The organism is Arthrobacter sorbitolis, from assembly GCF_054510995.1.
The window spans coordinates 475,186-488,410 of the sequence record NZ_JBTNDM010000001.1 but is presented as its reverse complement, the minus strand read 5'-3'; the positions used below and the strand labels follow the sequence as shown (position 1 = coordinate 488,410).

Genomic DNA, 13,225 nt, shown 5'->3' with positions numbered 1-13,225 from the left:
TGGGACCAGGAGCTTCATCCTCGAGTCAGCAATCAGCAAAGGCCCATCCCATGGAATCACCCCGCCGGTTCACCGCGATCACGATCATCTTCAATCCCAACAGCACGGGTGACGCCCCGAAGCTCGCCGCCGAGCTCCGCGACGAACTGGCGCCCGCATTGCCGGACACCGACGTGCGGCTGACGCCCACCGAGCACGCCGGCCACGCCATCGACCTCGCCCGGGAGGCCGCGTCCGCCGGGAACGCACTCGTCGTCTCGGTCAGTGGTGACGGCGGGTACAACGAAGTCGTCAACGGCGTCATGGCCAGCGGCAGCGACGACGCCGTGTGCGCGGTCCTGGCGGCCGGCAACGCGAACGACCACAGCCGCGTCACGTCACGCAAGCCCCTGCACGAAGCCATCATCGAGGGCGAGGTGCGCAGGATCGACCTGCTGCGCATCAGCATCGAGGGAACGGACGCGAGGCCTGCCACGGCTCCGGTGCATGCACATTCCTACATCGGATTCGGCCTGACGCCGATCATGGCGATCGATCTGGAGAAGGGCAGCAAGGGCGCGATGAAGGAGATGTTCTCCGTGGCGCGGACCTTCAGGAAGTTCAAGCCCTTCGAGATCCGGCAGAGCGACGGCAAGCGGAGGAAGTTCGACAGCCTCGTGTTCGCGAACATCTCCCAGATGGCGAAGTACGCGACCCTCAGCGAGGCCGACGACCACCCCGCCGACGGGAAGTTCGAGGTCATCACCTTCCCCCACATGGCCAAGTGGAAGATCCTCCTCACGGCACTACGTGCCTCCACGAAGGGCCTCGGCGACCAGCCCAGCTACTCCTCCTACCGCTTCTCGACGCTCAAGCCCCTCCCCTATCAGATCGACGGCGAAGTGAAGGATGTCGAGGTCGGAACGAACATCACGATCGACAGCGTCCCCAGGGCGCTGGCCATCCTCGGCTGATCCTCCGCGCGGACGGGGTCCACGCGCGGCACCGCACGGGCAGGCGTGCGGGACGGTGCACGGGACGGTCAGGCGATACCGGCCGTCCCGAGGAGGGCGCCCACGAGGTACGTGAACGCCATGGCCAGGGCGCCCCCGACGATCAGGCGCAGCATCGCACGCCGCCTCGAGCTGCCGCCGGCCTGGGCGCTGACCGCCCCGGTGATCGTCAGGGCCACCAGGACCGCGACGAACGTCAGGGGGATACGGACCCCTGCCGGCAGCAGGAGGATCGCGAGCAAGGGCAGGACCGCCCCGGCCGCGAACGCAGCAGCGGAAGCAAGGGCCGCATGCCACGGATTCGCGACCTCCACCTCGTCGATGTTCAGCTCCGCCGACAGGTGTGCAGCCAGGGCATCATGCTCGGTCAACTCGAGGGCGACCCGACGGGCCGTCGCAGGGCTGACGCCCTTGACCATGAACAGCCCGGCAAGCTCCTCGAGCTCTCCCGCCGGGTCGTCCAGCAGCTCCTGGCGTTCCTTCTCGATCAGTGCCTCCTGGCTGTCCCTCTGGGTGCTCACCGACACGTACTCCCCCAGCGCCATCGACACCGACCCACCGACGACAGCGGCCGTGCCGGCGATCAGGATGGGAGCGAACGTGTTCGTCACACCCGCGACCCCGATGACCGTCGCCGCTGTCGACACGATGCCGTCGTTCGCCCCCAGCACCGCTGCACGCAACCGATTCAGGCGGGCGGCCAGGCCGCTGTCATGAGGCTCGACGGTCTCCGAATGTCCAGTCATGGAAGCAGTAAAGCACCCCCGGCCTGCCCCTTCCACGCAGGACCGGCTCACCCGCTCCGGGCACTGCCCCCGCACAAGCAGGCCGAGGAGTGGCGAGCCGGGGACGGTGTCATCGGGGAGTCGCTGTAGGCTCCGGAGGTCGGCCTCGTCGGTGGCCCCCGCCCGAGAAGGCAGGGCGGCCCGGCGCCGCTGGGTGGCGTCTGCACCGAGGGTCGACGAAGGGTCTCTGCAGGTCTCCTCGGGGGAAGGATCGTCGTTTGGAACGCCGAACATTCATCGCTGCCATCGTCGCGGCTGGTACGGGCCTCGGTCTGGCCGCCTGCGCTCCCCCGCCCGCCGGTGCGGCGAAGGCATCGGGTGCACCCACACGACCGCCGGGGCCGACGTCCACCCCTCACAGCCCCCCACCGACGGCCGTGACACCGCCTCCCCCGGCGCCGGTGCCGCCCGTGCCGCCCGTGCCGCCCGTGACGAAGGTGCCGCTGCCGGCCGGCGTGCTCACCGGCCTTCCCACCTCCGACCAGGTCCTCGCCTGGACGGTCGACGACGGATCCGACAGCGAGGTCGTCCGGCTCTACGTCGAGTTCGCCCGCTCGAGCGGGACCCGTCTGACCTTCTTCCTCAACGGCTCCTACCCGGGGTGGTCCGACCACGCCCGGCTGCTGAGACCGCTGGTCGCCTCCGGTCAGGTCCAGCTCGGCAACCACACCTGGTCCCACGCGGACCTCACCGCCCTCAGCGACGCCGGCATCGTCGCGGAGCTGCAGCGGAACCACGACTTCATCGTGTCCACCTTCGGCGTCGACCCCCGGCCCTACTACCGCCCCCCGTACGGGTACCGCGACGCGCGGACGGACGCCGCAGCTGCATCGATCGGGTACACCTCGCCCGTCATGTGGTACGGGTCGTTGGCGGACTCCGGCCTGCGGACCGAGCAGGAGATCCTCGGCCTCGCCGACCAGTGGTTCCTGCCCGCCCACATCGTGATCGGACACCTGAACTTCCCGCCGGTCACACGGGTCTTCCCGCAGCTCCAGCAGCTCATCACCGACCGCGGCCTGACGACGGTCACCCTCGACGACGTCTTCCAGCGCTGACGCGCCGCGGGACAGGGTCCCCCGCCCGCCGGGCGACGCGGCCGGATCGGGGAAGGCACTCCCGGGCGGGTGCTGCCGGGCCCGTCGCCGATAGTCCTGCCGGCTAGGTCCGGCGCGCGGTCCCGCGGTTGAGTGCCAGATGCCCGCCGAGGAATCCCGATCCCGAGACGATCGCGTTCCCGGCGAGCCCGAGGGCGACGCCCAGGGTCGGGCGGTTGCGCACCCGCGCAGCCAGGGATCCGGCGAAGAGGAACACGGCGATGTCGGTGCCGAGCGCGTGCACGGCGCCGATCCGACGTTCGGGGCCTGTCATACCCGCCCAGTCCGCTGCGCCCGCGAGTGCGGTCGGGACCGCGGCTGCGAGCCCTGCACCGACGAGGATCGTGGCGCTCCGGCGGGCCTGGGGCCCGCCGCCCAGGTCGAGGACGGATGCGCTCAGCCAGGACCCGAGCGTCACGTCGGTGAGGAGCGGATGGATCGAGTGGCCGAGGACGCCGGTACGGAACGGGCTGCGCTGCGCCCAGCCGATCAATGGCCCGTACAGGACCTCCTGGGCGTGGGCGATCTTCTCCGAGAGGGGGTGCTGCCCCACGGATCGGGCCACACGTAGCGGTAGTGGAAGTTCGCCCACGATCAGTTAAGGTACGCCGAGAACGCCCCGGTGCATAGACGTCGGGGGGTACTCCCCGGCCCCGCCGGCTCCCGGCCCTTCGGCGGGACCGTCGGCGGGTACGGGCCGTCCTCCCGACGTCGGGAGGACGGCCCGCGAGCCGGGACGGGTCAGCGTGCGGTGAACTCGTCCGTCGCCTTCACGGCGAGCACGGGGCGGTCGACCTGCAGCAGGATGCGCTGGGCGTGACTGCCCAGGATGAACTTCCCGACCTGGCTCCGCTTGCGCAGGCCGATGACGATCAGGGACGCGTCCATCTCCTCGGCGAGCTCGATGAACTCCTCGGTCAGATCGTCGGCGTGCCCCGGCTGCCGTACGACGGCGTCGACGCCGAGGGCCCGCGCCCGCCGGATGAGCTCCGCCACCTGCTCCTCGGGGATGAGGGAGGCATCGACCGGGGCGCCCTTGCGGGGCGAGTTGAGGATGACGGCGTTCGTGTTGCGCAGTTGCGCCTCCTTGAGGCCGGCGTCGAGGGCTGCTTCGCCTTCGGGGGTCGGGACATAACCGATGAGGATGCTCATACCGATTCCTTGTGCTCGTGGGTGGAGGCCTTGTTCCTGGTCGTCCGGGCCTTCAGCGCCTTCTGGATGAACGGGAGGAGGATGACGGCGACGAAGACGACGAGGAGGACCGCGGTGATCGGACGGGCCGCGAACTGGGTGGCGTCCCCGCCGAAGAGCAGCAGCGATCGGCGCAGGCTCTCCTCGAGCAGCGCCCCGAGGACGAAGGCGAGCACGAGGGGGCCGGGTTCGAAGCCGAATTTCTTCATCAGGTAGCCGACGATGCCGAAGAAGATCACCAGCCAGATGTCGAAGACGCTGTTGTTGATGGTGTAGACGCCGATGAGCGTGATGAGCACCGTGACGGGGGCGAGGATCGCGGGCCGTACGCGGAGGATCCGCACGAAGATGCCCACCAGCGGGATGCTCATGATCAGCAGCAGGATGTTGCCGATGTACATCGAGTTGACGACGCCCCAGAACAGCTCGGGATCGTTCTGCACGAGCTGCGGCCCGGGTGTGACCCCCTGGATGAGGAGGGCGCCGAAGATGATGGCCATGGTCGCGTTCGCGGGGATGCCGAGCGTCAGCAGGGGGATGAAGGAGGAGGTCGCGGCCGCATTGTTCGCCGTCTCGGGACCGGCGACACCTTCGATGGCTCCCCGACCGAACCGGGACGGGTCCTTCGCACGCTTCTTCTCCATGGCGTACGCAGCCAGGGAGGAGAGGGTTGCGCCGCCCCCGGGGAGGATACCGAGGAAGAAGCCGAGGACGGACCCGCGGCCGATGGCACCGGAGGCCTGCCTCAGGTCCTTCCGCGACGGCCAGACGTTCGCGACCTTGGCCGGTGCCTGCACCTTATTGTGGCGTTCCTCGAGGTTGTACAGGATCTCGCCGAGGCCGAAGATGCCCATGGCGATGGGCACGAAGTCGAGGCCGTCGGCAAGGGACAGGCTCCCGAGCGTGAAGCGGGACTCCCCCGTGAAGCCGTCCCGTCCGACCGTCGCCAGCAGGAGACCGACGGCCGCCGCGATCAGGGACTTGAGGCGTCCTCCATTACTGACGGTCGCGACGAGCAGGATGCCGAGCAGGGCGAGGGCGGTGTACTCGGGCGGGCCGAAGTCGAGGGCGAAGCCGGCGACGAGCGGCGCCAGGAAGGTGAGGCCGATGATCGCGACCGTGCCGCCGATGAAGGAACCGATGGCCGCGATACCGAGGGCCGTGCCGGCCCGACCCTGCTTCGTGAGGGCGTACCCGTCGAAGACCGTGACGACCGAGGACGCCTCCCCCGGCAGCCGGAGCAGCACGGAGGTGATGGTGCCCCCGTACTGCGCCCCGTAGAAGATGCCCGAGAGCATGATGATGGCCGTGACGGGTTCGATGCCGTAGGTCAGGGGCAGCAGGATGGCGATGGTCGCTGCGGGGCCGAGGCCCGGCAGCACACCGATCAGCATGCCGATGACGACGCCGAGCAGGCAGTACAGCAGGTTGGTCGGCTCGAGGACGACGCCGAAACCGTTCAGTACCGGTTCGAAAAATTCCATGGGGTTTCCCTAGAACAGATGCGGGATGGGCACGTTGAGGGCCAGGACGAAGAGCAGGTAGAACGCGACGGTGATCGCCACGCTCAGCACGATGGTCATGCGCCAGGTCTCACGGCCCAGGAAACGGAGCCAGACCACGTTCAGGAGCAGCGCGGGGATCTCGAACCCGATCCGGCCGATGAGGAGGGTGAACACGACGAGGCTGGCCAGCCCCGCAGCGACCTGCAGGCTCGAGCGGGAGAACTTCTCGGCATCGAGGAGGTTCCGGCCGAACAGCGCCAGGGCCAGGCCCAGGACGACGAGCAGGACGCTGATCAGGAACGGCCACAGACCGGGCTCGGGATCCGCGGGGGAACCCAGACCGAGCCGCAGGGAGCCGACGGTGCCGACGATCCCGAGAGCGGTGACGACGACGGCGGAGGCGATGTTCGCGCCCGGGCCCGCGGCAGGTGGTTTCTCCTCCGCCCACTGCGCGGCGAGGTCCTCGGGTGTGAGGTCGTCGACGAGCTCGGAGCGGTGGACGGTGTCCAGGTGCTCGGGGTGGACGGGGTGCGAACCGCCGGTTGCCCGGCGGTCCGCGTCGGACGGCGACATGGTCACTCGCCGCCGAGGTCGATGTCGTACTTCTCCACCAGTTCCTTGTACTTCGCGGCGTTGGCCGTCCACTCCTCGGTGACCTGCTCACCGTCGATCTCGTGGGGGGTGAAGAGGTTCTCCTCGTTGAAGGTCTTGTACTCCTCGCTCTCGAAGGCGGCCGAGACCGCTTCGCGGAGCTTCTCCAGCGCGGGCTCGGGTGTGCCCTTGGGTGCTGCGATCGCCCGGTACTGGGACACGGGGACGTCGTATCCGGCCTCGAGGGCCGTGGGGACGTCGGGGAGATACTGGTTGCGCTCCTCGGAGAACGTGACGATCGGCGTCAGCGTGCCCGCTTCGATCTGCGGCATCGCCTCGCCCAGCTGGATGGTGGCGAAGTCGACCTGGTTGCCGAGGATCGCCGTCATGGCCGGGGAACCTCCGTCGAACGGGACGTCGGTGCCCTCGACGCCGGCCTGCTTGAAGAGCAGGGCCTGGGCGAGCTGGCTTCCCGTGCCGACGCCGGTCGTCGCGAAGTTGAAGGCCTTGCCCGCGGCGACGATGTCCTCGACGGTCTTGTACTCGGATTCGGCGTTGGCGACGAGGACGTAGTCGTCCTGCGAGATGCCGGAGATGACCTCGAGGTCGTCGAGGGTCACGGCCTCGTCCTCGCTGACCGCCAGCGGCGTGATCGCGATCAGTGAGGCATTGAGGAGGATGAGGGTCTGGCCGTCCGGCGTCGCATTCGCGACCTCCTGGGTCGCCAGGGCGCCATTGGCGCCGGGCTTGTTCACGACGGGGATCGGGGCTCCCAGGGAGTCCGAGGCGTTCTCGGCGATGGCGCGGCCGATGAGGTCGGTACTGCCGCCCGGGTCCTGGCCGATGGTCAGCGTGACCGGACCGGACGGGAACTCGCTGCCCTCGTCGCTTCCGCCGGAGTTGGCCACATTGCCACCGCAGGCGGAGAGAGTCAGTGCCAGGGCCGCCGCTACGCCCAGGGTCGACGCAGAGCGACGGGCGAACTTCGAATGGAACATGGAGATCTCCTTTGATGGAGGCCCAGGATCGACCGGCCTGTGATGGCAGTCACTCTGTGCCTGATACAGAAAGCTTAGAAATCTGGATCATGCATGTCTAAGCCCAATAAAGTATGAGCTGATACCCTCTGTGCATCATGTACTCACTCGACCAGTTGCGTGGATTCGTCGCCGTCGCCGAAGAACTGCACTTCGGCCGAGCCGCCGAGCGCCTCCGGATGACGCAGCCTCCCCTGAGTCGGCAGATCCAGAAGCTCGAGAAGGCCATCGCCGTCCAACTCTTCGAGCGGGACAGCCGCGGCGTGACCCTCACGGCTGCGGGCAGCGCCTTCCTCGGCGAGGCGCAACGACTGCTGGCGCTCGCGGAGAGCGCCCCGGACCTCGCGCGGCGGATCTCCAAGGGGTCGGCCGGATCGATCCGCATCGGTTTCACGGCGGCCTCAACCTTCGGCATCCTGGGGGCCCTGCTCAACGAGATCTCGACCGAACTGCCCGAGGTCGACGTCGAACTGCGCGAGATGGTCACGCGCGAGCAGATCGAGGCCCTCCGGGACGGAGACATCGACCTCGGGTTGGCCCGCCCTCCGTTCGACGGGGAGCTCTTCGGATCCAGGCTGCTCTATCGCGAGCCGCTCGTGGCAGCCGTCCCGGAGGCGCATCGGCTCGCCGCCGTCGGCCGTCCCCTGAGGATCGACGACCTCAGGACCGAGGCGCTGATCATGCACTCCCCCACCCAGGCGAAGTACTTCTACGACCTCATCGTCCGACTCGCGCCGGCCGGCCAGCTCCGATACGTCCACACGGTGGCCCAGATCCTCACGATGGTCTCCCTCGTCGCGGCCGACCGCGGCATCGCACTGGTGCCCCACTCGACGACGGTCCTCGGCATCGAGGGCGTGAAGTACTGCGAGATCGAAGGGTTCGGCTCGGACCCCGTCGAGCTCTTCGCGATCTGGCTCAAGGAATCCAAGAATCCGGCACTGCACCGCGTGCTCGAGGCCGTCGCCGAACGGCACGACTGAGCGGACCGATACCTGGAAGGTATCGAGTCATTCTAAAACAGTCTTAGACACGTATCAGACTCCTTCATAGGCTGGGATTCACCGAACCTCCCCGGCGCCCCCGACGGCCGCGCCACCTCTACCGAAGGATCTCCCCGTGGCTCACCTGAATCCCGCCGAGCTGGCACAACGCATCAAGTCGGGCCTCCTCTCCTTCCCCGTCACGCACTTCGACGAGCAGCTGCAGTTCGACGAGGGCCGGTACCGCGAGCACCTGGCATGGCAGTCCGGCTTCGACGTGGCGGGTCTCTTCGCCGCCGGCGGCACGGGTGAGGGATTCTCCCTCACGACCGCCGAGATGGACCGGGTCGTCAGGGTCGCCGTCGACGAGATCGGCGGCAAGGTGCCCGTCATCGCGCCGGCCACCGGGGGAACGTTCTCGGCCATCGAGCACGTCCGCGCCGCCGAGGACGCCGGAGCCGACGGCATCCTGCTCATGCCGCCCTACCTGACCGAAGCCGACCAGGAGGGGCTCATCGAGCACGTCAGCGCGGTCTGCGCGGCCACCTCGCTGGGCGTCATCGTCTACAGCCGCGCGAATGCTGTCCTCAACGACCGCTCCGTCGCGATCCTCGCCGACCGCAATCCGAACCTGATCGGGTTCAAGGACGGTATCGGGAACATTGAGCAGATGACCCGCATCTACGCCCGCGTCGGCGAGCGCCTCACCTACATCGGCGGCCTCCCCACGGCGGAGACCTTCGCGTTGCCCCTCCTGCAGCTCGGCGTCAGCACCTACTCGTCCGCGATGTTCAACTTCGTCCCGGACTTCGCGCTCGCGTTCTACCGTGACGTCATCGCCCAGGACCGGCCGGCGGTGTACGAGAAGCTCAACGACTTCGTGATCCCCTACCTGGACATCCGGGACCGGGTGAAGGGCTACGGGGTGAGCATCATCAAGGGAGGGCTCGACGCCGTCGGCCGCAACGGCGGTTTCGTGCGCCCACCCCTGCAGAACCTCACCGAAGCCGACCAGTTCGAACTGTCGACCCTGATCAAGAAGATCAGCTAGGAGCTCCGCCATGACCACCACCTCCAGCCCCGTCGCAGGCCGGTCACTCATCGCGGGCGCGCCCGTCGAGGGATCCGCAGGAACCGCGCGGGCGATCAACCCGGCCACCAACGAGGACCTCGAGCCGATCATCACCCTCATCGACGGGAAGCAGCTCGCCGAGGCCACCGCGGCCGCGGCGGCCGCCTTCGACGCCTACCGTGCCACCACCCCCACCGAGCGTGCCGCGTTCCTCGAGCGCATCGCGGACAACATCGACGCCCTCGGATCCGAGCTGACCGACCGGGCCGTCCTCGAGACCGGCCTCCCCGCTGCCCGCATCGAGGGCGAGCGTGCCCGCACGGTGGGCCAGATGCGGCTGTTCGCCGCCGTCGTCCGGCAGGGCGACCACGTCCAGGCCCGCATCGATCCGGCCGTGCCGGACCGGGCGCCCCTGCCGCGCCTCGACATCCGCCAGCGCCATATCGGGCTCGGCCCGGTCGCCGTCTTCGGAGCGAGCAACTTCCCCCTCGCCTTCTCGACCGGTGGAGGGGACACGGCATCGGCCCTCGCAGCCGGCTGCCCCGTCGTCGTCAAGGCGCACAACGCCCACCCCGGCACGGCGGAACTCGTGGGCCGGGCCATCACCCGGGCCGTCGGGGATTCCGGGCTGCCTGCCGGGGTCTTCTCCCTGATCTTCGGTGCCGGTACCTCCGTCGGACAGGCACTCGTGGCCGATCCCCGGATCAAGGCCGTCGGCTTCACCGGATCCCGCGCCGGAGGGACCGCCATCATGGCGACCGCCGCCGCACGGCCCGAACCCATCCCGGTGTACGCGGAGATGTCCTCGATCAACCCCGTCTTCGTCTTCCCGGGAGCCATCGGGGACGACGCGGACGCCCTCGCGTCCGGGCTCGTCGGGTCCCTCACGATGGGCGCAGGTCAGTTCTGCACCAACCCCGGGCTGGTCTTCGTCCCGGCCGGACCCGAGGGCGATCGGTTCGTCGCGGCCGCCTCCGCAGCGCTGCAGGCGACCCAGGGTTCCACCATGCTCACCCGCGGCATCGCCGAGGCCTGCGCGGCAGGGGTAGCGAGGCTCCGCAACGAGTCCGCCGTTGACGTCGTCGCGGAGGGTCGGCCCGGCATCACCGAGAACGCGCCCGGCGCCGTCCTGTTCAGCACCACGACGGAGGTCTTCAAGGACAACCTGAGACTCCAGGAGGAGGTCTTCGGCGCCGCCGGGATCTTCGTCCGCTACAGCGGCGAGGAGGAACTGCTCACCGCGGCCGAGGCCCTCGAAGGGCAGCTGACGGCGACGATCCACGCGACGTCGTCCGACTACGCGGCCGTCGCGCCCCTGCTGCCCGTCCTCGAGCGCAGGGTCGGCCGCATCCTCTTCAACAGCTGGCCGACCGGCGTCGAGGTCGGGCACGCCATGGTGCACGGCGGCCCGTACCCCGCGACCTCCGACTCCCGCTCCACCTCCGTCGGGTCGCTAGCGATCCTGCGCTTCCAGCGGCCCGTCAGCTACCAGAACATTCCCGACGACCTGCTGCCCGCACCCCTGCAGGAAGCCAACCCGTGGGGCCTGAACCGGCGCGTCGACGGCACCGTCATCAGCGGGGGGACCGGCCAGTGACCTCGTCCACGCCAACCATCGCCTCGGTGGAGGTCGTCCCCGTCGCCGGGTACGACAGCATGCTGCTCAACCTCAGCGGCGCACACGGACCGTACTTCACACGCAACATCGCCATCATCACGGACTCGGCCGGCCGCACGGGCCTCGGCGAGGTGCCTGGCGGGGAATCGATCCGCTCGACGATCGAGGAAGCCGGCGGGTTGCTGGTCGGGCAGTCGATCGCCCGCTACCGCCAACTGCTGCGCCAGATGTCCGAGAGGTTCGCGGACCGCGACGCCGGTGGCCGTGGCGCGCAGACCTTCGACCTGCGCACCACCATCCACGCGGTCACCGCCGTCGAGTCGGCGCTGCTGGACCTCCTGGGCCAGCACCTCGGGGTACCGGTCGCGGAACTGCTGGGCGAGGGCCAGCAGCGCGACCGCGTCCAGATGCTCGGCTACCTCTTCTACATCGGGGACCGCACCCGCACGGACCTGCCCTACATCAGTGGCGACGACACCTCCGACGACTGGGGTCGGCTGCGGCGCGAGGAGGCGATGACGCCCGGGGCCATCGTGGCCCTCGCCGAGGCGGCCCAGGCCCGGTACGGGTTCCAGGACTTCAAGCTCAAGGGCGGCGTCCTCTCCGGCGCCGAGGAGGTGGAGGCGGTCAAGGCCCTCGCCGCGCGCTTCCCCGATGCCCGGATCACCCTGGACCCCAACGGGGGCTGGCTCCTCGAGGACGCGATCGAGCTGTGCTCGGACCTGCACTCCGTCCTCGCCTATGCCGAGGACCCCGTGGGGGCGGAAGGAGGCTTCTCCGGCCGCGAGACGATGGCCGAGTTCAAGCGGGCGACCGGACTGCAGACGGCGACCAACATGATCGCCACGGACTGGCGCCAGATGGCTCACGCCATCCGGTCCGACGCCGTCGACATCCCCCTCGCCGATCCCCACTTCTGGACCATGCAGGGCTCGGTCCGCGTCGCGCAGCTGTGCAACGACTTCGGCCTGACCTGGGGATCCCACTCCAACAACCACTTCGACATCTCCCTGGCCATGTTCACCCACGTGGGAGCGGCAGCACCGGGCAGGATCACAGCCCTCGACACCCACTGGATCTGGCAGGACGGTCAACCGCTCACGACGGAGCCCCTCGCCATCCGGGACGGCTTCATCACCGTCCCGGAGCGTCCGGGACTCGGCATAGAGCTCGATCGGGACGCCCTGCAGTCGGCGCACGAGCTCTACCTCGAGCACGGTCTCGGGTCCCGCGACGACGCCGCCGCCATGCAGTACCTGGTGCAGGACTGGCACTTCGACCCGAAGAAACCCTGCCTCGTCCGTTGACGGCCGACCCCAGTGCCCGGCCGGACGCGCCGCCCCTCCCCTCCCGGGGGGCGGCCGCCGGTCCCCCCAGGGTGCAGCGGTGACGGGGGTACTCACGGGGTTCACCATCGTCGGGATCGTCATCCTGGTCGGCTACATCGCAGGCCGACTGCGGATCGGCGGCCCGACAGCACCGCGGGCCCTCACCCAGACCGCGTTCTTCATCACGAACCCCGCCCTGCTGCTGACCGTCCTCGCCCAGGCGGACACGACGGAGATCCTGTCCGCCTCCGTCCCCGTCGCCGCCATCTCGTCGGTCGGTACCGCGGGGCTGTACGTCGTCGCGAGCAGGATCTGGTTCCGCCGACCGGCGGCTGAGACCGCCATCGGTGCGATGTCGAGCTCCTACGTCAACGCGAACAACATCGGTCTGCCCATCGCGGTGTACGCACTGGGCGACGCCACCCCGGTCGTGCCCGTGCTGCTCCTCCAGCTGCTGGTCCTCGCGCCGGCCTATCTGGCGATCCTCGACCTCACCTCGGGCTCCCCTCCGTCCGTGCGGCGGATCCTCAGCCAGCCCTTCCGGAACCCCATGATCATCGCGTCCTTCATCGGCGTCGCCCTGTCCTGGACCGGTCTCGAGCCGCCCGACGTCCTGTGGGAGCCGCTGGTGCTCCTCGGCGGGGCCGCCGTGCCCCTGGTCCTCCTGGCCTTCGGCATGTCCCTCCGCGGGAACTCGCCGATGGTGGAACGGCGCAGCCGGACGGACATCATCACGGCCACCGCCCTCAAGTCCTTCGCCATGCCCGCCATCGCCTACGGGGTGTCGGCCCACGTCCTCCGGCTCGACGACCACCTCGTCTTCGGCGCCGTCCTCATGGCCGCCCTGCCGACGGCGCAGAACGTGTTCATGTTCGCCGCCCGGTACAACAGGGGCGTGGCCACGGCCCGGGATGTCGTGCTCTTCTCCTCGGCCGCCGCCGTCCCGGTCCTGCTCGTGGCGGCAGCGTTCCTCTCCTGACCCACCTGTATGACGAGTTTATGTCCTGTACTATAGGTGGACGACAT

Annotated in this window: 13 protein-coding genes; 7 read left to right on the top strand and 6 right to left on the bottom strand. The window is 69.1% G+C overall.

All coding sequences use genetic code 11. The features are described from left to right. The first annotated feature begins 50 nt into the window (after positions 1–50). Complete coding sequence (locus ACX80K_RS02400) at positions 51–953, top strand: diacylglycerol/lipid kinase family protein (protein ID WP_459270268.1); 903 nt, start codon at positions 51–53, stop codon at positions 951–953. A 68-nt stretch (positions 954–1,021) separates the two neighbouring features. Here the strand turns inward: ACX80K_RS02400 and ACX80K_RS02395 are convergent, their stop codons facing one another. Further along, entirely contained in the window at positions 1,022–1,738 is a 717-nt protein-coding gene (locus ACX80K_RS02395; RefSeq protein WP_459270267.1) for a VIT1/CCC1 transporter family protein, read from the bottom strand. A gap of 257 nt (positions 1,739–1,995) precedes the next feature. Here ACX80K_RS02395 and ACX80K_RS02390 point away from each other — a divergent pair, with 257 nt between their 5' ends. Further along, entirely contained in the window at positions 1,996–2,835 is an 840-nt protein-coding gene (locus ACX80K_RS02390; protein WP_459270266.1) for a polysaccharide deacetylase family protein, read from the top strand. Positions 2,836–2,938: 103 nt separating this feature from the next. Here the strand turns inward: ACX80K_RS02390 and ACX80K_RS02385 are convergent, their stop codons facing one another. From ACX80K_RS02385 to ACX80K_RS02365, 5 genes are all read right to left on the bottom strand, one after another. Then, positions 2,939–3,427, bottom strand: coding sequence for a DUF2231 domain-containing protein (locus tag ACX80K_RS02385; RefSeq protein WP_459270265.1), 489 nt, complete (start codon positions 3,425–3,427; stop codon positions 2,939–2,941). Between the two features lie 188 nt (positions 3,428–3,615). Further along, a complete protein-coding gene (locus ACX80K_RS02380; protein ID WP_459270264.1) occupies positions 3,616–4,026 on the bottom strand; it encodes a universal stress protein in 411 nt (136 codons plus the stop codon). After that, the gene (locus ACX80K_RS02375; RefSeq protein ID WP_459270263.1) at positions 4,023–5,549 is read right to left on the bottom strand and encodes a tripartite tricarboxylate transporter permease; all 1,527 of its coding nucleotides are present in this window, start codon (positions 5,547–5,549) and stop codon (positions 4,023–4,025) included. Before ACX80K_RS02375 ends, ACX80K_RS02380 begins: the two co-directional genes overlap by 4 nt. 9 nt (positions 5,550–5,558) lie before the next feature. Beyond that, positions 5,559–6,143 (bottom strand): tripartite tricarboxylate transporter TctB family protein, encoded by a 585-nt coding sequence (locus tag ACX80K_RS02370; protein ID WP_459270262.1) that lies wholly within the window; start codon positions 6,141–6,143, stop codon positions 5,559–5,561. Between the two features lie 2 nt (positions 6,144–6,145). Next, on the bottom strand, positions 6,146–7,159 hold the full coding sequence (locus tag ACX80K_RS02365) for a tripartite tricarboxylate transporter substrate binding protein (RefSeq protein ID WP_459270261.1): 1,014 nt from the start codon (positions 7,157–7,159) through the stop codon (positions 6,146–6,148). A 137-nt stretch (positions 7,160–7,296) separates the two neighbouring features. Here ACX80K_RS02365 and ACX80K_RS02360 point away from each other — a divergent pair, with 137 nt between their 5' ends. The 5 genes from ACX80K_RS02360 to ACX80K_RS02340 all read left to right on the top strand — a co-directional run bounded on the left by ACX80K_RS02360 (position 7,297) and on the right by ACX80K_RS02340 (position 13,178). Next, positions 7,297–8,181 (top strand): LysR family transcriptional regulator, encoded by an 885-nt coding sequence (locus ACX80K_RS02360; protein WP_459270260.1) that lies wholly within the window; start codon positions 7,297–7,299, stop codon positions 8,179–8,181. 136 nt (positions 8,182–8,317) lie between these two features. Next, positions 8,318–9,232: a 5-dehydro-4-deoxyglucarate dehydratase gene (gene kdgD / locus ACX80K_RS02355; protein WP_459270259.1), complete on the top strand. Its 915-nt coding sequence runs from the start codon at positions 8,318–8,320 to the stop codon at positions 9,230–9,232. Between the two features lie 10 nt (positions 9,233–9,242). Continuing rightward, positions 9,243–10,850 carry an aldehyde dehydrogenase (NADP(+)) gene (locus ACX80K_RS02350; RefSeq protein WP_459270258.1) on the top strand — a complete coding sequence of 536 codons (1,608 nt, stop codon included), beginning with the start codon at positions 9,243–9,245 and terminating at the stop codon, positions 10,848–10,850. Between the two features lie 59 nt (positions 10,851–10,909). Continuing rightward, positions 10,910–12,178: an enolase C-terminal domain-like protein gene (locus ACX80K_RS02345; protein ID WP_459270669.1), complete on the top strand. Its 1,269-nt coding sequence runs from the start codon at positions 10,910–10,912 to the stop codon at positions 12,176–12,178. Between the two features lie 79 nt (positions 12,179–12,257). Further along, the gene (locus tag ACX80K_RS02340) at positions 12,258–13,178 is read left to right on the top strand and encodes an AEC family transporter (protein WP_459270257.1); all 921 of its coding nucleotides are present in this window, start codon (positions 12,258–12,260) and stop codon (positions 13,176–13,178) included. Positions 13,179–13,225: the final 47 nt, after the last annotated feature.